This window comes from Klebsiella sp. X13 (genome assembly GCF_003323835.1).
Classification (GTDB): Bacteria; Pseudomonadota; Gammaproteobacteria; order Enterobacterales; family Enterobacteriaceae; genus Klebsiella; species Klebsiella ornithinolytica.
Genome location: NZ_CP030874.1, coordinates 4,732,685 through 4,750,802, shown reverse-complemented (window position 1 = coordinate 4,750,802; position 18,118 = coordinate 4,732,685). Strand labels below are relative to the sequence as shown.

Here is an 18,118-nt window from a genome sequence, read left to right as displayed (position 1 = left end):
CCTGAGAATTCATTGCTATCCGGTTTGGCTCCACTAGAATTGGAAACCCGCACAAAAGGCGCGTGAAGGAGCATGTCATGAAGATTTTGATCGTCGAAGATGAGAAAAAAACCGGGGAGTACCTGACCAAAGGGCTAACGGAGTCCGGTTTTGTCGTCGACCTGGCCGATAATGGTCTGAACGGCTATCACCTGGCGATGACCGGCGATTATGACCTGTTGATTCTCGATATTATGCTGCCCGATGTGAATGGCTGGGATATTGTCAGAATGCTGCGCGCCGCCAATAAAGGGGTGCCCGTCCTGCTGCTGACGGCTCTGGGCACCGTTGAGCATCGGGTCAAGGGACTGGAGCTGGGCGCGGACGACTATCTGGTGAAGCCCTTTGCCTTTGCCGAGCTGCTGGCGCGGGTCAGAACCTTGCTGCGCCGCGGTGCGTCGACCATGGTTGAAAGCCAGTTTCAGGCGGCGGATCTGTTCGTCGATCTGGTGAGCCGTAAAGTGACCCGCGGCGGAACGCGTATCACCCTGACCAGCAAAGAGTTCACGCTGCTGGAGTTCTTTCTGCGTCATCAGGGAGAAGTCCTGCCCCGGTCGCTGATTGCATCCCAGGTCTGGGACATGAACTTTGATAGCGATACCAATGCCATCGACGTGGCGGTCAAACGGCTGCGGGCTAAAATCGATAATGACTTTGAACCGAAGCTTATCCAGACCGTGCGCGGCGTGGGCTATATGCTCGAGGTCCCGGATGTTGAGTAAGTGGTTTCCGCGGCCCTTTTCGCTGGCTTCGCGGCTGACTTTTTTTATCAGCCTGGCCACGATCGTGGCGTTCTTTGCCTTCACCTGGATAATGATCCATTCGGTAAAAGCGCACTTTGAGGAGCGTGACGTTCACGACTTAAAGCAGCTCGCGACAACGCTTGAAACGGTGCTAAACCACGGCGACTATCCGCAGGCCCAGCGCCTGGACATCGTGAAAAACGTCATTGATGGCTACGCCAACGTCTTTATCTGCCTCGATGATGCTAACGGACAGACGCTTTTCCAGTCGCCGAATGGCCCGGATCTGAGCCATATCATGAACACCCCCGGGCTGGTGGCTCGCCTGCAGGACGGGAGTGTGATCTCGTGGAGCGATCCGCATCCGCGGGCGATGACGCATGATAACCATCAACTGCAAAGCAGCGCCTGGCGGCTGATTATGCTGCCGCTCGGCAAAACGGCGGAGGGCAAACCGGCTTATTACCTGCTGATGGCGTTATCGATTGATTTCCACCTGCACTATATTAACGAACTGAAGGCGAAACTGATTTCGGCGGCGTCGGTGATCAGCATTCTTATCATCTTTATTGTGCTGTTCGTGGTTTATCAAGGACACAAACCGATCCGCCAGGTCAGCCGGCAGATCCAAAACATCACGTCCAAAGATCTCGACGTACGGTTAAATCCCGGGAGTGTTCCGGTGGAGCTGGAGCGGCTGGTGATTTCGTTTAACCATATGCTGGAACGTATTGAAGATGTCTTCACTCGCCAGTCCAACTTTTCTGCCGATATTGCCCATGAGATCCGCACGCCGATTACCAACCTGGTGACGCAAACGGAAATCGCCCTCAGTCAGACCCGCAGCCAGAAAGAGCTGGAAGATGTGCTGTACTCCAGCCTGGAAGAGTTTTCGCGGATGTCGCGGATGGTGAGCGATATGCTGTTTCTGGCGCAGGCGGATAATAATCAGCTGATCCCCGAGCAGAAAACCCTGAACCTGGCCGATGAGGTCAATAAAGTGTTCGACTTCTTTGAAGCCTGGGCGGAGGAGAAAGAGGTGACGCTGCGTTTTACGGGAAATGCATGCTGGGTGAACGGCGACCCGCTGATGCTGCGGCGGGCAATCAGCAACCTGCTGTCGAACGCCATTCGCTACACGCCGGGTCAGCAGGCGGTGACGATTCAGGTCAGCGAAAGCGCCGGGCAGGCGAAGCTGGTGGTGGAAAATCCGGGGGCGCCGATTGCGCCTGAGCACTTGCCTCGGCTGTTCGACCGTTTTTATCGCGTCGATCCTTCCCGGCAGCGTAAAGGTGAGGGGAGCGGTATTGGCCTTGCGATCGTGAAGTCTATTGTCACCGCGCATCACGGCAGCGTGGTGGTGGAGTCCGATAGCCGCTCAACGCGCTTTATCCTGACCTTGCCAAAACAGATGCCATAAACGGCGAAAGCCTGGCAAAACCAGGCTTTCGGGTAGACCCGTGCGGGGCAGCGGGATTACTCTTCGAAGTACCAGTAGCCCTGATTGATCAGGCGGACGAGTTCCGCCACAAATGCCGGATTCTGTAGCGCTTCGCCCAGCTCGCCCTGACCCACAGTGGTATACCGGCACAGAGCGTCCAGCGCATTCGCGTCGGTTGTTTCCAGCTGCTCGCTGTTGACAAAGAAGCTGTCGCCGATATGCAGAACTCGTAGTCCGCTCAGGCGGCACAGCTTTTCACCCCCCGTCAGCGCATCCACAACGTCCTCTTCAGTATACGGCGGTTCGGCCGGGGCAATGTCCAGCTCATGGCGCGGGGTGGTCGCAAAGCGGCCGAACCACTGCTTAAAGTCTTCCGGTTGCTTAATCATGTCGATCATCATCGACTGCAAGCGCTCGAGCTCATACTCTTCCACGCGGCCGGGATGCTCACGGCAGGTGAGGTCCGGATCGCTGTAGTGCTCGCCGCCGAGATCGTTTTCCAGCGCGTAATCGGCAAAGCTACTGATGAGATCGCGACCATTAGGACCCCGGAAGCCGACGGAGTAGTTCAGCGCGGTTTCGTGGGTAACGCCATCGTGCGGGAATCCCGGCGGGATATAGAGGATATCGCCTGGCGCCAGATCTTCATCAATGATTGGCGGGAAAGGATCGACATGCAGCAGCGCCGGGTGCGGACAGAACTGGCGCATTGGCAGCTTGTCGCCCACGCGCCAGCGACGGCTGCCCATTCCCTGAATAATAAAGACATCATACTGATCGATATGCGGGCCAACGCCGCCGCCGGGGACGGAGAAGGAGATCATCAGATCGTCGAGGCGCCAGTCCGGCAGAACGCGGAAGGGACGTACCAACTCAGCAGCCGGCATATGCCAGTGGTTTACCGCCTGCGCCAGCAGAGACCAGCCGCTCTCGCCCAGGCCGTCAAAATGTTCAAACGGTCCGTTGCTCGCCTGCCAACGGTCGTTAACCAGGCTCACCAGGCGACTGTCGACTTCTGGTTCCATGGCCAGACCGGCCAGCTCATCCGGCGTAATCGGATCGACGAAGTCCGGGAAAGCATTCTTTAATACCACCGGCTGCTTTTGCCAGTACTTCTCTAAAAACTCGGGCCAGTTGATGTTCAGTTGATAAGCCATAGGTTCACACCAGTAATGTAGAAACGGGCCTGATTATAGAAAGGAGTCGGCCAGCGGCGCTTTGTCATGAGTCAATACAGCCGCTTAATTCGCCATCTGCGACGGTACGCGGTGAGAGGAGTAAAGAAAGAGAGGTGGAAAAATGGCGATGACCCATACCGCGCGCGCTTTTTTACACCGAGCAGGATTTGGCCTTGTTACCGCTGTAAGCCGCGTGGATACTGGGTTTCTCCGTTTCAGGGCCACCGGGGAGAAAACGAGAAAGTTCAAATAATGAGCGTTTGATAAGTTTTTTGTATTTTAAGGCTTGCCATGCAAACAAAACTCCCTATAATGCGCTCCCACTGACACGGCAAACGTGAACGAGTTCACAGATTAAGCCGGGTCGGCAGAGAAAAAATTCTGAAATTCAGGGTTGACTCTGAAAGAGGAAAGCGTAATATACGCCACCTCGCGACAGAGCGCTCAGCGCCGTCGCACTGCTCTTTAACAATTTATCAGACAATCTGTGTGGGCACTCAAAGTGACATGGATTCTTAACGTCCTCGGACGAAAAATGAATACCAAGTCTCTGAGTGAACACGTAATTCATTACGAAGTTTAATTCACGAGCATCAAACTTAAATTGAAGAGTTTGATCATGGCTCAGATTGAACGCTGGCGGCAGGCCTAACACATGCAAGTCGAGCGGTAGCACAGAGAGCTTGCTCTCGGGTGACGAGCGGCGGACGGGTGAGTAATGTCTGGGAAACTGCCTGATGGAGGGGGATAACTACTGGAAACGGTAGCTAATACCGCATAACGTCGCAAGACCAAAGTGGGGGACCTTCGGGCCTCATGCCATCAGATGTGCCCAGATGGGATTAGCTAGTAGGTGGGGTAATGGCTCACCTAGGCGACGATCCCTAGCTGGTCTGAGAGGATGACCAGCCACACTGGAACTGAGACACGGTCCAGACTCCTACGGGAGGCAGCAGTGGGGAATATTGCACAATGGGCGCAAGCCTGATGCAGCCATGCCGCGTGTATGAAGAAGGCCTTCGGGTTGTAAAGTACTTTCAGCGAGGAGGAAGGCATTAAGGTTAATAACCTTGATGATTGACGTTACTCGCAGAAGAAGCACCGGCTAACTCCGTGCCAGCAGCCGCGGTAATACGGAGGGTGCAAGCGTTAATCGGAATTACTGGGCGTAAAGCGCACGCAGGCGGTCTGTCAAGTCGGATGTGAAATCCCCGGGCTCAACCTGGGAACTGCATCCGAAACTGGCAGGCTAGAGTCTTGTAGAGGGGGGTAGAATTCCAGGTGTAGCGGTGAAATGCGTAGAGATCTGGAGGAATACCGGTGGCGAAGGCGGCCCCCTGGACAAAGACTGACGCTCAGGTGCGAAAGCGTGGGGAGCAAACAGGATTAGATACCCTGGTAGTCCACGCTGTAAACGATGTCGACTTGGAGGTTGTTCCCTTGAGGAGTGGCTTCCGGAGCTAACGCGTTAAGTCGACCGCCTGGGGAGTACGGCCGCAAGGTTAAAACTCAAATGAATTGACGGGGGCCCGCACAAGCGGTGGAGCATGTGGTTTAATTCGATGCAACGCGAAGAACCTTACCTACTCTTGACATCCAGAGAACTTAGCAGAGATGCTTTGGTGCCTTCGGGAACTCTGAGACAGGTGCTGCATGGCTGTCGTCAGCTCGTGTTGTGAAATGTTGGGTTAAGTCCCGCAACGAGCGCAACCCTTATCCTTTGTTGCCAGCGATTCGGTCGGGAACTCAAAGGAGACTGCCAGTGATAAACTGGAGGAAGGTGGGGATGACGTCAAGTCATCATGGCCCTTACGAGTAGGGCTACACACGTGCTACAATGGCATATACAAAGAGAAGCGACCTCGCGAGAGCAAGCGGACCTCATAAAGTATGTCGTAGTCCGGATTGGAGTCTGCAACTCGACTCCATGAAGTCGGAATCGCTAGTAATCGTAGATCAGAATGCTACGGTGAATACGTTCCCGGGCCTTGTACACACCGCCCGTCACACCATGGGAGTGGGTTGCAAAAGAAGTAGGTAGCTTAACCTTCGGGAGGGCGCTTACCACTTTGTGATTCATGACTGGGGTGAAGTCGTAACAAGGTAACCGTAGGGGAACCTGCGGTTGGATCACCTCCTTACCTGAAAGAACCTGCCTTTGTAGTGCTCACACAGATTGTCTGATGAAAAGTAAATAGCAAGGCGTCTTGCGATTGAGACTTCAGTGTCCCCTTCGTCTAGAGGCCCAGGACACCGCCCTTTCACGGCGGTAACAGGGGTTCGAATCCCCTAGGGGACGCCACTTGCTGGTTCGTGAGTGAAAGTCGCCGACCTCCATATCTCAAAACTGATTCTCAGGAATCACGTTTGAGATATTTGCTCTTTAAAAATCTGGATCAAGCTGAAAATTGAAACGACACACTGTTTCCTTTCTCCGTAATAAGAGAGGAAAAAGCGGTGTGTTCGAGTCTCTCAAATTTTCGCAACGCGGACTGTTTTACGAAACAGTTTCGGGTTGTGAGGTTAAGCGACTAAGCGTACACGGTGGATGCCCTGGCAGTCAGAGGCGATGAAGGACGTGCTAATCTGCGATAAGCGTCGGTAAGGTGATATGAACCGTTATAACCGGCGATTTCCGAATGGGGAAACCCAGTGCAATTCGTTGCACTATCGTTAAGTGAATACATAGCTTAACGAAGCGAACCGGGGGAACTGAAACATCTAAGTACCCCGAGGAAAAGAAATCAACCGAGATTCCCCCAGTAGCGGCGAGCGAACGGGGAGCAGCCCAGAGTCTGAATCAGCGCGTGTGTTAGTGGAACGGTCTGGAAAGTCCGGCGGTACAGGGTGATAGCCCCGTACACTAAAATGCACACGTTGTGAACTCGAAGAGTAGGGCGGGACACGTGGTATCCTGTCTGAATATGGGGGGACCATCCTCCAAGGCTAAATACTCCTGACTGACCGATAGTGAACCAGTACCGTGAGGGAAAGGCGAAAAGAACCCCGGCGAGGGGAGTGAAAAAGAACCTGAAACCGTGTACGTACAAGCAGTGGGAGCCTACTTGTTAGGTGACTGCGTACCTTTTGTATAATGGGTCAGCGACTTATATTCTGTAGCAAGGTTAACCGTATAGGGGAGCCGCAGGGAAACCGAGTCTTAACTGGGCGTTAAGTTGCAGGGTATAGACCCGAAACCCGGTGATCTAGCCATGGGCAGGTTGAAGGTTGGGTAACACTAACTGGAGGACCGAACCGACTAATGTTGAAAAATTAGCGGATGACTTGTGGCTGGGGGTGAAAGGCCAATCAAACCGGGAGATAGCTGGTTCTCCCCGAAAGCTATTTAGGTAGCGCCTCGTGAACTCATCTTCGGGGGTAGAGCACTGTTTCGGCTAGGGGGTCATCCCGACTTACCAACCCGATGCAAACTACGAATACCGAAGAATGTTATCACGGGAGACACACGGCGGGTGCTAACGTCCGTCGTGAAGAGGGAAACAACCCAGACCGCCAGCTAAGGTCCCAAAGTCATGGTTAAGTGGGAAACGATGTGGGAAGGCACAGACAGCCAGGATGTTGGCTTAGAAGCAGCCATCATTTAAAGAAAGCGTAATAGCTCACTGGTCGAGTCGGCCTGCGCGGAAGATGTAACGGGGCTAAACCATGCACCGAAGCTGCGGCAGCGACACTATGTGTTGTTGGGTAGGGGAGCGTTCTGTAAGCCGTTGAAGGTGGCCTGTGAGGGTTGCTGGAGGTATCAGAAGTGCGAATGCTGACATAAGTAACGATAAAGCGGGTGAAAAGCCCGCTCGCCGGAAGACCAAGGGTTCCTGTCCAACGTTAATCGGGGCAGGGTGAGTCGACCCCTAAGGCGAGGCCGAAAGGCGTAGTCGATGGGAAACAGGTTAATATTCCTGTACTCGGTGTTACTGCGAAGGGGGGACGGAGAAGGCTATGTTAGCCGGGCGACGGTTGTCCCGGTTTAAGCATGTAGGCGGAACGATTAGGTAAATCCGGTCGTTTATTCAACGCTGAGGTGTGATGACGAGGCACTACGGTGCTGAAGTAACAAATGCCCTGCTTCCAGGAAAAGCCTCTAAGCATCAGGTAACAACGAATCGTACCCCAAACCGACACAGGTGGTCAGGTAGAGAATACCAAGGCGCTTGAGAGAACTCGGGTGAAGGAACTAGGCAAAATGGTGCCGTAACTTCGGGAGAAGGCACGCTGATGGTAGGTGAAGTGACTTGCTCATGGAGCCGAAATCAGTCGAAGATACCAGCTGGCTGCAACTGTTTATTAAAAACACAGCACTGTGCAAACACGAAAGTGGACGTATACGGTGTGACGCCTGCCCGGTGCCGGAAGGTTAATTGATGGGGTTATCCGTAAGGAGAAGCTCTTGATCGAAGCCCCGGTAAACGGCGGCCGTAACTATAACGGTCCTAAGGTAGCGAAATTCCTTGTCGGGTAAGTTCCGACCTGCACGAATGGCGTAATGATGGCCAGGCTGTCTCCACCCGAGACTCAGTGAAATTGAACTCGCTGTGAAGATGCAGTGTACCCGCGGCAAGACGGAAAGACCCCGTGAACCTTTACTATAGCTTGACACTGAACATTGAGCCTTGATGTGTAGGATAGGTGGGAGGCTTTGAAGTGTGGACGCCAGTCTGCATGGAGCCAACCTTGAAATACCACCCTTTAATGTTTGATGTTCTAACGTAGACCCGTGATCCGGGTTGCGGACAGTGTCTGGTGGGTAGTTTGACTGGGGCGGTCTCCTCCCAAAGAGTAACGGAGGAGCACGAAGGTTAGCTAATCCTGGTCGGACATCAGGAGGTTAGTGCAATGGCATAAGCTAGCTTGACTGCGAGCGTGACGGCGCGAGCAGGTGCGAAAGCAGGTCATAGTGATCCGGTGGTTCTGAATGGAAGGGCCATCGCTCAACGGATAAAAGGTACTCCGGGGATAACAGGCTGATACCGCCCAAGAGTTCATATCGACGGCGGTGTTTGGCACCTCGATGTCGGCTCATCACATCCTGGGGCTGAAGTAGGTCCCAAGGGTATGGCTGTTCGCCATTTAAAGTGGTACGCGAGCTGGGTTTAGAACGTCGTGAGACAGTTCGGTCCCTATCTGCCGTGGGCGCTGGAGAATTGAGGGGGGCTGCTCCTAGTACGAGAGGACCGGAGTGGACGCATCACTGGTGTTCGGGTTGTCATGCCAATGGCATTGCCCGGTAGCTAAATGCGGAAAAGATAAGTGCTGAAAGCATCTAAGCACGAAACTTGCCCCGAGATGAGTTCTCCCTGACTCCTTGAGAGTCCTGAAGGAACGTTGAAGACGACGACGTTGATAGGTCGGGTGTGTAAGCGTAGCGATACGTTGAGCTAACCGATACTAATGAACCGTGAGGCTTAACCTTACAACGCCGAAGCTGTTTTGGCGAAGAGACGAAATGTTCAGCTTGATTACAGATTAAATCATCGCGCAGGAATGCGGGGTGAAACAGAATTTGCCTGGCGGCGATAGCGCGGTGGTCCCACCTGACCCCATGCCGAACTCAGAAGTGAAACGCCGTAGCGCCGATGGTAGTGTGGGGTCTCCCCATGTGAGAGTAGGGAACTGCCAGGCATCAAATAAAACAAAAGGCTCAGTCGAAAGACTGGGCCTTTTGTTTTATCTGTTGTTTGTCGGAGAGTGACTCTTTGAGCAGGACAAATCCGCCGGGAGCGGATTTGAACGTTGCGAAGCAACGGCCCGAAGGGGGGCGGAAAGCCCGCCATAAACGGCCAGGCATCAAATCAGTCAGAAGCCCGTCCTCACCGACGGGCTTTTTGCGTTTTTGTCGGTACACAATCTGGCCTGACAGACAGGTGCGATCGGGCATCCCGGACAGATGTCACGCGTAACCCCCCTTCAGGATGGTGAAACAGGCGTCATACCTCACTCAGGCACTGCGCAACGAGAGATTCACTGCAACGCTCATCTTTTATTCTGCGAAAATACTGCTTTTCATCTCTCGTGGTGCAGAATATATCCCGCTTCTCTTTATGACGCTTTATTTATTAATATTAAATATTATTTCCTGAGTTTGTTATTGTCGTAATAAATAAATCCAAAAATCCATATTTATATTTAAAAGTATTTGATTGATTTATATTTTTAATTTTAATCATTATTTATCAATATATTAAAATAGTTTGTTTGTATTTAACGACATGTGCTGTTGTAACTGGACTTTCGAGGGAAAATGTTTTAGTGTCATTAACAGTTTGTTAACTCGATCGAGTTCGTGTCACTGTAATATCGATATAATGTAGCGCGTACGATCAGTATTAATGCTATCCCGATGTCGCTGAGATCCTCCTCTACTCCACGCAGTCTCATGGGTGTGGCATCAATGTTATCGAGCGACACGATGAGAATATAAATGAAGATCCTTTTAAAATGGTCGCCTGTGCGACGGTTCATCCGTTACCTGCAGGAACGCTTCACCTTTTTGGTTCTGCTGTGCTGGCCGGCGATTATCTGGGTTGCTTGCCGGGTGTGCGTCTGGGCCGTTGACAGCGCAATGCTGCTGATGGGGAAACCGGTAAGCGAATCCTTTACCGTCTACCTGCAGCCGCTGATGACGTTCAGCGCGTTAGTGCGTATTTCGCTGAGCTGGGTGGTTCTGCTCTTTATCCTGTTCAGCATGGCGATGGGTTTTACCTGGCTGCTACGTCGCGTGATAAACCGCAAGCACTAACCTCGTCCCTTATCGCCGGTGGCCGTCACCTGACGTACGGCCACCGCGCATCACTCATGCCATTGTGCCAATCGTTTTACGAAAACGTAGCAGTGCAATAGTAAAGAACACGCCGCCGATGGCCATCAGGGTTAAAAACTGCGGCCAGACGATAGCAAAGTCAGCTCCCCGATACAGAATCGCCTGCGCCAGGCTGACAAAATGCGTGGTCGGCATGGTTAACATAATATCCTGCACCGCCTGCGGCATGCTTTCCCGCGGGGTCGACCCACCAGACAGCATCTGCAGCGGCAGCAGCACCAGAATCATCAGCAGCCCCAGCTGCGGCATCGAGCGAGCCAGCGTTCCCATAAAGATACCGATTGAGGTGGTGGCAAACAGGCTCAGGGCCACGCCCAGCATAAACAGCGGGATGGAGCCTTCAATCGGCACCTGTAGCACCCCCTGGACCATGAGCAGCAGCGACAGCCCGGAAACAACCAGGACCACCAGTCCCATCGACCAGATTTTTGCCAGCATAATTTCGAATGGCGTGACCGGCATGACCAGCAGGTGTTCGATTGTCCCGTGCTCGCGCTCGCGGATCAGCGCCGAGCCGGTCAGCACGATGGCCAGCAGGGTGATGTTATTGATGATGGCCATGACCGCGCCAAAACGCTCCTGTTCGAGATTGGGGTTAAAGCGCATGCGCACCGCCAGCTCGACCGGCAGGGTATCATTACCCCGGTAGCGAGCCACGAAGCTGTTCACCTCCCCGCTAATGATATTCTGGATATAGCCATTGCCGGTAAACGCCTGACTCATACGCGTGGCATCGACGTTCACCTGAATTTCCGGCTGCCGTCCGGCGAGCACATCACGCTGAAAGTTGGGCGGAATATTAATGGCAAAAGTATAGTTCCCGGCATCCAGCCCGGCATCCATCTCATCTTCATTGATCAGCTCAGGCGGTAAAAACCACGGCCGATAAAAGCCGTTGATAATACGCGAAGAGAGCTGCGATTTATCCATATCGGCAATCGCGACAGGCGCCAGATGCAGCGACCCCGGCATCACGGTCGCTGAGGAATAGACCGACACGGTAAAGGCGAACAGGATTAAGGTCAGCATCGCCTTATCGCCGAGCAGGCTGCGCAGCTCTTTGACGCCGAGATTATAAATATTGCGTAATCCGCGCATCATCCCTCCTGTTTTTTCAGCAGCCACACGCTGAGGCCGAGCACCAGCGGGATGGCAATCAGCAGCGGTATAAAGGACGCCCACAGATCGGTCAGGCTCAGGGCTTTTGAGAATGTGCCGCGGGCAATGGTCAGGAAGTGGCTGGTCGGGTAAATCTGCCCAATCCAGCGCCCTGGCCCCTCCAGCGAAGCGACCGGGTCAATCATGCCGGAAAACTGCGTGGCCGGTATCAGCGTAATAATGGCGGTGCCGAAGATGGCCGCAATCTGGCTTTTCATAAAGGTCGAGATCAGCAGCCCCAACCCGGTGGCGATGGTGACATAGAGCAGCGCCGCCAGCGTCAGGGTCAGAAAACTGCCCTTATGCGCCACGCCAAACACCACGACTGACAGCGCGCACAGCAGGAGGAAGTTAAACATACCCAGCGCGATATACGGCAGCTGCTTGCCCAGTAAAAACTCGCTGCGGGTCGTCGGCGTGACGTACAGATTGATGATTGAACCAAGCTCTTTTTCACGGACCACGCTCAGCGCGCTGAGCATCGCTGGGATCATCATCAACAGCAGCGGGATCACCGCCGGAACAATGGCCGGCAGGCTTTTCACGTCCGGGTTATAGCGATAGCGCGTCTCAATGGATATCAGCGACGTATCGCGACCGGGCGTCGCCTGCCGTCCGGCCATCTCCTGCAGCCAGGCCAGATGCATCGCCTGGACGTAGCCGCGTACCGTCTCAGCCCGGTTAGGCATCGCGCCGTCCACCCAGACGCCAATTTTTACCGGCGTACCGCGGGCAATATTGCGGCCGAAATCAGGTGGAATTTCAATGGCGACGGCCAGTTCGCCGTTGCGCATCCGCCTGTCCAGTTGGTCATAGCTCTGCAGCGGCGGTTGCTCAATGAAGTAGCGCGAACCGGCGATATTCTGCGACCAGCCCTGACTGCTGAGAGTCTGGTCGCGATCGAGGACCGCGAAGCGCAGATCTTCCACATCCATACTAATGCCATATCCCATGATGAACATCAGAATCACGGTACCCAACAGCGCCAGAGTCGAACGTACCGGATCGCGCCGCAGCTCCAGCGCTTCACGTCGGCTGTAGCTAAACAGTCGGCGCAGGCTGAACGCCTGGCGCGGGGCCGTCGTTCCGGCGGGAGAGCTAACCGGCGGGGCGGGCGGTATTTGTTCGACGGGCCGCTGGGCATCCTGTAGCCAGGCGATAAACGCCTCTTCAAGGTTCGCCGCGCCGCGCTGCGCAACCAGCGCCTGCGGCGTGTCGCTGGCCAGTACCTTCCCGGCGTGCATTAGCGAAATGCGATCGCAGCGCTCGGCTTCATTCATAAAGTGGGTCGAGATAAAAATCGTTACCCGATCCTGACGGGCGAGATCGACCATCAGCTGCCAGAACATATCCCTGGCGACCGGATCGACGCCGGAAGTCGGTTCATCAAGGATCAGCATTTCCGGACGATGGATCACCGCCACGGCAAGCGAAAGGCGCTGACGAATGCCTAACGGCAGAGAGGCGGGCAGCGCATCTTCGACCTCCGTTAACATAAAACGCTGGCTCATTTCCGCCACCCGAGCGGGGATCTCGGCATCCGGAATGTGAAATAAACGGGCGTGCAGTTCGAGGTTCTGCCTGACGGTCAATTCGCTGTAGAGGGAGAACGCCTGCGACATATAGCCGACGCGGCGACGGGTTTCGATATCCCTGGGATTGACCGGCTGACCAAATAGCCAGGCTTCGCCTTCGCTGGCGGGCAGCAGGCCGGTCAGCATTTTCATGGTGGTTGATTTACCGCAACCGTTCGAACCGAGGAAACCAAAAATCTCGCCGCGCGCGATGCGGAAGTTCACGTGATCGACCGCCACGAAGTTGCCGAAGCGCATGGTCAGGCCGCGGGCTTCAATCGCGATGTCATTTTCCTGGGCGTTACGCGGCGCAATGATCACCTCTTTATGCGCCTTGCGCTGGGCTTCCGGCAGCAGGGCGATAAACGCCTGCTCCAGGGTCTGACTGTGGGTTTGCGCTTTAAGTTCTTCGGCACTGCCGGTTGCCAGTACTTCCCCCGCGTTCATGGCTACCAGCCAGTCGAAGCGTTCCGCCTCTTCCATATAGGCCGTAGCGACCAGTACGCTCATCTCCGGCTGGCGCTGGCGGATGCTGTTAATCAGCTCCCAGAACTGGGCGCGAGAAAGCGGGTCAACGCCGGTCGTCGGTTCATCAAGGATCAACAGCTGCGGATCATGGATCAGCGCGCAGCACAGGCCGAGCTTCTGCTTCATCCCGCCGGATAATTTCCCGGCAGGGCGATCGCGGAAAGGGGCCAGTCCGGTGCTGCGCAGGAGTTCATCGATGCGGTTCTCGCGTTCGGCTTTGTCATGACCAAACAGACGGGCAAAGAAATCGACGTTTTCATATACCGACAGAGTGTGATAGAGGTTTTTGCCTAGCCCCTGCGGCATCCAGGCGATTTTGGGGCAAACATCCCGGCGGTGACGCGCATCGCGCATATCGCCACCGAGCACCATCACGTTACCCTGTTCAATGACCCGCGCACCGGAAATCAGCGACAGTAAGCTGGATTTACCGACGCCATCAGGGCCGATCAGACCGACCATCTGACGAGCGGGGATGCTTAGCGTGATATCCCGCAGCGCGACGGTGGCACCAAAGCGCTGGCCGACGTGTTCCAGCAGGGCGACCGGTGGGTGAGTATCCTGCTGAACGCCTCTCATTGCGGTAACCTCACCGTGAGCGTATCGGGCCACGCCCGCTGGCTATCCAGGCGAACATACGCCATACCGGGCAGACCGGTTTTCACATACTCCAGGTGCTGCTCCAGCAGCTCCGGCGGGATGCGGGCCTTCACGCGGAACATCAGCTTCAGGCGTTCATCGCTGGTTTCTACCGTCTTTGGCGTAAACTGCGCGACGCTGGCGACAAAGCTGATATGAGCAGGCACCACCAGGCCCGGGGCCGCGTCGAGCACGATGCGTGCTTCGCTACCCAGTGCCAGCAAGCCTGCCTGCTCGGTAGGCAGGAAGAAGGTCATATAGACATCGGAGAGGTCAACCATATTCAGTACCCGACCGCCGGCGGCCAGCACTTCGCCCGGTTCGGCGACGCGATACTGAATGCGGCCGTCGCGTGGCGCTTTGAGTTCACTATCGTCAATATCGGCAAGGATGCGCCGTTCGGTTGCCTGCGCGGCATCAACGCGGGTCTGGGCCTGAATAATGCTGGTACGGGCGGCTTCAATTGCCGCTTTTGCCGCTGAGACCTGGGCTCTGGCGGATTCGAGCGCTGCCCGGGCGCTTTCCGCTGCCGCCCGATCGTCGTCAAGCTGCTGGGCTGACACCGCGCCGCGCTGCGACAGCGCGCTGGAGCGCACGTGGCGTTTCGCGGTGGAGTTCAGCTCCGCCTGCCGCTGCTTCACCACCGCTTCGGTGGCGCGCATTTCGCTTTGTCGCTGATCGAGCAGCGCTTTGGCGGCGGCGACCGCGCTTTGCGCCTCTTTAATCTGGGCGGCCGCTTCGAGGCGCTGTTCGTTCAGCACCCGAATATCCATCCGCGCCAGCACCTCGCCCTTGTGAACAAACTGCCCCTCTTTGACCAGAATGGCGTCGATGCGTCCGGCAGTTTTGGTGGCGATATCCACCTCAGTGGCTTCTATTCTGCCGTTGCTGCTGGCAAAGCCCTGCGGAAGTCCCGGCGGACGTAATGCCCACCATATCAGGGCGGCGATAACCGCCAGCAGGCCGATAAGGCACCAGGCCCAGTGCTGTTTGATTTTGTCCATACGCTACTCGCTCTGTTCCATATTGCTGAGTGATGCGCGTCTCTTCCCTCCGTTGTACGGAGCGTTATCCCTTTGTAAGGCAGAGGTGGGGAGGGGCAAGGCCGACCGGCGCGCACGTCCAGCTGCGCGACTACCCGGTGAAATAGATGTGCTACGAATGTGGTCATCATCAGCAATCCTGGCCTTAAATGAAACACGCATAAATATAGCTACTGTCTATGGGATACTAGCATTTACCGTGAGTATGTCCATACGATAAACATGGGTTATTGATGTCGCAGCGCCAATCACCGCAAACGGTCGGACAGGAGAGGGGAAAGCCCGGCTGCTGCATTTTTAATCTGGTTGACCTGGGCGAACTGTTGTATGATTTGCGGCCTTGAAAATAGACCTATGTCGGCGAGTGCTTTATTTCATGAGCGATGAAAGCAAAAAATATATCTCAGTTATTTTTAAGGAGTGGTTGCCGTTGTATGACGGCCTGAAGCCGGAAGTGAAGGCGATTCTTAAAAATATTGCCGCTGAGCAGTCTGAAGCTCTGGCCGCTCGTTTTTATGACTTCATTTTTCAGGATCCTGATATCGCCCGCCATCTGACTTACGATCTGGTTCAGGAACGTCTTAGCCGTTCACTGGCCGTGTGGGTCAACGACATTTTGACCAGCGAGAAAGAGCAGCTGCAGGCGCTGGCAGAAAGGCAATATCATATCGGCAGTATTCATGCGCGCATCGGCATCCCCGCTGAGGCCGTACTGCGCGGCGCACGCCAGCTTAAGGCCGGGCTGATTGAATATGTGCGGGATAACGATAAGATTGACCACCAGACCGGCCTTGCGACCATCCACTACGCGGTGATGGCGATTAATATGGCGATCGAGATGATGTGCCATGCCTACACCTTATCGCACTATCGGGCGACGAAAAATGAAGAAGCCTATCGTCTGTATAGCCTGATGGATAATGTGCCAATGGAATATGGCAAACAGCAGGCCTCGCTCTCCGGCTGGGAAAATAGCGCGATTTTTAATATTGTCAGTGAAAATAAGAACGATATTAACGGGACGTTATTATCTGAATCTGAGTTTGGCCTGTGGTTCCGTCATAAATGCGTGCGTTATTTTAACAAGAACGCGCAGATGGAAGAGATCGCCGACTTGATTACGCAGGTAGACAATTTGATCATCGGCTGGAAATCCTCAGACAGCGGCGCTGAATATAAAAATACGCAAACTTTGCTCCAGAGCATCCACATCCTTTGCCAGAAAATCAGCAGCCAGCTCGGGGTCATCTTCAGCAGTCTGTCGCAGATGCAGAACGGTAAAGACTCCCTGACCAGCCTGCTCAACCGCCGCTATCTGCCGGTCGTCCTCAAGCATGAGGTCACGCTCGCCATGGAGCATGAACTGCCGATGACGGTGGCGATTGTCGATATCGATCATTTTAAAGAGATTAATGATAACTGGGGTCATATGGTGGGCGACCGGGCAATCAAGCACGTTGCCGATCTGCTCAGCAATAACATCCGCTCCAGCGATTATATCTTTCGCTACGGCGGCGAAGAGTTTCTGCTGGTTCTGGTGGAAACCGGCGCGGCCGAGGCTTTTGCGCTCCTTGAGCGCTTACGTAAAAGCATCAGCCAGCTCCCGTTTAATGTCGGCGGCGAGACGAATATCGCCATTACCACCAGCGCCGGCTTCGCCGTGCATACCGGCCATCCGGACTATAATCGGCTGCTGCGCGACGCTGACAGTGCGCTGTACGTGGCCAAGCGCAGCGGACGCGACTGCGTGAAGATGCACCAGGTTGAGCAGGACCCGCAGCATTAAAGCGTCGCCCCCCGGCGCTCAGAACAGAACCGGCAATCCTAATCCGCGCATCACCTCATGCAACGTTTGCTGCGTGAGGCGATGCGCCCGCTCGCTCCCCTGACGCAGCAGCTCCAGCAACATTCCTTTATCCGCTATATACGTTGCCCGGCGTTGGCGAATGGGCGCCAGCAGCGTCTGCAGACACTCCTCCAGCGCGTTTTTGCACTGTCGGTCACCCAGCCCGCCGCGTTGATAATGCGCCTTCATCTCGGTGACAAAGGCAGGATTGGGATGGAAAGCATCGAGGTAAGTAAAGACAACATTGCCTTCGATTCGGCCTGGATCGCTGACCCGCAGATGGGTCGGGTCGGTATACATGGCGCCGACCGCACGATGAATCTGCTCTTCACTGGCCGAGAGCGTGAGCGTATTGCCCAGCGATTTTGACATCTTGGCGCCGCCGTCAATGCCCGGCAGGCGGCTGACATCGCTGAGCAGCGCCCGGCAGTGCTGCAGTACCGGCGTCGTGGTCAGGCTATTCATTTTGTGGACGATCTCATTGGTCTGTTCGATCATCGGCAGCTGATCGTCGCCAACCGGTACCAGACCGGCCTTAAACGCGGTGATATCGGCCGCCTGACTAATGGGATAGGCCAGAAAACCGACCGGTAGTGAACGGGAGAATCCCTTCTGGGCGATTTCACTTTTGACCGTCGGGTTACGCTCGACGCGGGCGACGGTGACGATATTCATATACAGCGCGCTCAGTTCCGCCAGGGCAGGCAGCGCTGATTGCAGGCAAATCGTGGTTTTGTGCGGATCGATACCTACCGCCAGATAATCGGCCATCACTTCAAAGATATTGCTGCTGATTTTCTGCGGGTCGCTGCCGTTATCGGTTAATCCCTGCAGATCGGCGATCAGGATAAACTGTTGATGATCGTGCTGCAGCTGTACGCGCTGGCGGAGCGATCCCACGTAGTGGCCGAGATGCAGCTGGCCGGTGGGGCGATCGCCGGTAAGAATGGTCGGGTTGGTATTCATCAGAGACTCCTTACGATGCTGTTAAGCCGAAAGACGTCGCTGAGAAACGATAAAGCCGCCTTCCGGCGGCTTTAAAATGGATATGTGAATCGTGCCGCCTGTTATGCAGGCAGCCACCAACGATATGG

Annotated in this window: 9 protein-coding genes, 1 tRNA gene and 3 rRNA genes; 8 read left to right on the top strand and 5 right to left on the bottom strand. The window is 55.0% G+C overall.

Going from position 1 to position 18,118, the window contains the following annotated elements; genetic code table 11:
- Positions 1 to 77: 77 nt before the first annotated feature.
- Together DSD31_RS22655 and DSD31_RS22650 are read left to right on the top strand one after the other, a co-directional pair.
- Positions 78 to 761 (top strand): copper/silver response regulator transcription factor, encoded by a 684-nt coding sequence (locus tag DSD31_RS22655; protein ID WP_004857434.1) that lies wholly within the window; start codon positions 78 to 80, stop codon positions 759 to 761.
- Positions 751 to 2,202 carry a Cu(+)/Ag(+) sensor histidine kinase gene (locus DSD31_RS22650; RefSeq protein ID WP_004857437.1) on the top strand — a complete coding sequence of 484 codons (1,452 nt, stop codon included), beginning with the start codon at positions 751 to 753 and terminating at the stop codon, positions 2,200 to 2,202. Before DSD31_RS22655 ends, DSD31_RS22650 begins: the two co-directional genes overlap by 11 nt.
- A 56-nt stretch (positions 2,203 to 2,258) precedes the next feature.
- Here DSD31_RS22650 and DSD31_RS22645 read toward each other — a convergent pair whose 3' ends face one another.
- Positions 2,259 to 3,380 (bottom strand): ribosomal protein uL16 3-hydroxylase, encoded by a 1,122-nt coding sequence (locus DSD31_RS22645; RefSeq protein WP_004857441.1) that lies wholly within the window; start codon positions 3,378 to 3,380, stop codon positions 2,259 to 2,261.
- A 622-nt stretch (positions 3,381 to 4,002) separates the two neighbouring features.
- Here DSD31_RS22645 and DSD31_RS22640 point away from each other — a divergent pair.
- The 5 genes from DSD31_RS22640 (at position 4,003) to DSD31_RS22615 (ending at position 10,155) form a co-directional block, all read left to right on the top strand.
- Positions 4,003 to 5,542 (top strand): 16S ribosomal RNA (locus DSD31_RS22640).
- An 85-nt stretch (positions 5,543 to 5,627) separates the two neighbouring features.
- Positions 5,628 to 5,703: transfer RNA gene (locus DSD31_RS22635), tRNA-Glu, on the top strand.
- 219 nt (positions 5,704 to 5,922) lie between these two features.
- Positions 5,923 to 8,829, top strand: a 23S ribosomal RNA gene (locus DSD31_RS22630).
- Positions 8,830 to 8,922: 93 nt separating this feature from the next.
- Positions 8,923 to 9,038 (top strand): 5S ribosomal RNA (gene rrf, locus DSD31_RS22625).
- Together the 16S, 23S and 5S rRNA genes with 1 tRNA gene alongside form the textbook arrangement of a ribosomal RNA operon.
- A gap of 799 nt (positions 9,039 to 9,837) precedes the next feature.
- The gene (locus DSD31_RS22615; RefSeq protein ID WP_064357568.1) at positions 9,838 to 10,155 is read left to right on the top strand and encodes a hypothetical protein; all 318 of its coding nucleotides are present in this window, start codon (positions 9,838 to 9,840) and stop codon (positions 10,153 to 10,155) included.
- A 54-nt stretch (positions 10,156 to 10,209) separates the two neighbouring features.
- On the opposite strand, the gene DSD31_RS22610 is transcribed toward DSD31_RS22615, so the two are convergent.
- Genes DSD31_RS22610 through DSD31_RS22600 form a run of 3 tightly spaced genes read right to left on the bottom strand, consistent with a single transcriptional unit; the run spans position 10,210 to position 15,139 of the window.
- A complete protein-coding gene (locus DSD31_RS22610; RefSeq protein ID WP_004857446.1) occupies positions 10,210 to 11,334 on the bottom strand; it encodes an ABC transporter permease in 1,125 nt (374 codons plus the stop codon).
- Positions 11,334 to 14,075: a ribosome-associated ATPase/putative transporter RbbA gene (gene rbbA / locus DSD31_RS22605; protein ID WP_064359621.1), complete on the bottom strand. Its 2,742-nt coding sequence runs from the start codon at positions 14,073 to 14,075 to the stop codon at positions 11,334 to 11,336. The genes DSD31_RS22610 and rbbA overlap by 1 nt, the downstream gene beginning before the upstream one ends.
- Entirely contained in the window at positions 14,072 to 15,139 is a 1,068-nt protein-coding gene (locus DSD31_RS22600; protein ID WP_004857450.1) for an HlyD family secretion protein, read from the bottom strand. Before DSD31_RS22600 ends, rbbA begins: the two co-directional genes overlap by 4 nt.
- 415 nt (positions 15,140 to 15,554) lie before the next feature.
- On the opposite strand from DSD31_RS22600, the gene DSD31_RS22595 reads away from it, so the two are divergent.
- Positions 15,555 to 16,964, top strand: a complete 1,410-nt coding sequence (locus DSD31_RS22595) for a diguanylate cyclase (protein ID WP_004857452.1) — start codon at positions 15,555 to 15,557, stop codon at positions 16,962 to 16,964.
- A gap of 18 nt (positions 16,965 to 16,982) precedes the next feature.
- On the opposite strand, the gene trpS is transcribed toward DSD31_RS22595, so the two are convergent.
- Positions 16,983 to 17,990 carry a tryptophan--tRNA ligase gene (trpS, locus tag DSD31_RS22590; protein WP_004857455.1) on the bottom strand — a complete coding sequence of 336 codons (1,008 nt, stop codon included), beginning with the start codon at positions 17,988 to 17,990 and terminating at the stop codon, positions 16,983 to 16,985.
- Positions 17,991 to 18,118: the final 128 nt, after the last annotated feature.

What these genes read in the sequence shown, in the direction of transcription:
- DSD31_RS22655 (WP_004857434.1), top strand. Translation starts at nt 78, where the DNA reads ATGAAGATTTTGATCGTCGAAGATGAGAAAAAAACCGGGGAGTACCTG.
- DSD31_RS22650 (WP_004857437.1), top strand. Translation starts at nt 751, where the DNA reads ATGTTGAGTAAGTGGTTTCCGCGGCCCTTTTCGCTGGCTTCGCGGCTG.
- DSD31_RS22645 (WP_004857441.1), bottom strand. Translation starts at nt 3,380, where the DNA reads ATGGCTTATCAACTGAACATCAACTGGCCCGAGTTTTTAGAGAAGTAC.
- DSD31_RS22615 (WP_064357568.1), top strand. Translation starts at nt 9,838, where the DNA reads ATGAAGATCCTTTTAAAATGGTCGCCTGTGCGACGGTTCATCCGTTAC.
- DSD31_RS22610 (WP_004857446.1), bottom strand. Translation starts at nt 11,334, where the DNA reads ATGCGCGGATTACGCAATATTTATAATCTCGGCGTCAAAGAGCTGCGC.
- rbbA (WP_064359621.1), bottom strand. Translation starts at nt 14,075, where the DNA reads ATGAGAGGCGTTCAGCAGGATACTCACCCACCGGTCGCCCTGCTGGAA.
- DSD31_RS22600 (WP_004857450.1), bottom strand. Translation starts at nt 15,139, where the DNA reads ATGGACAAAATCAAACAGCACTGGGCCTGGTGCCTTATCGGCCTGCTG.
- DSD31_RS22595 (WP_004857452.1), top strand. Translation starts at nt 15,555, where the DNA reads ATGAGCGATGAAAGCAAAAAATATATCTCAGTTATTTTTAAGGAGTGG.
- trpS (WP_004857455.1), bottom strand. Translation starts at nt 17,990, where the DNA reads ATGAATACCAACCCGACCATTCTTACCGGCGATCGCCCCACCGGCCAG.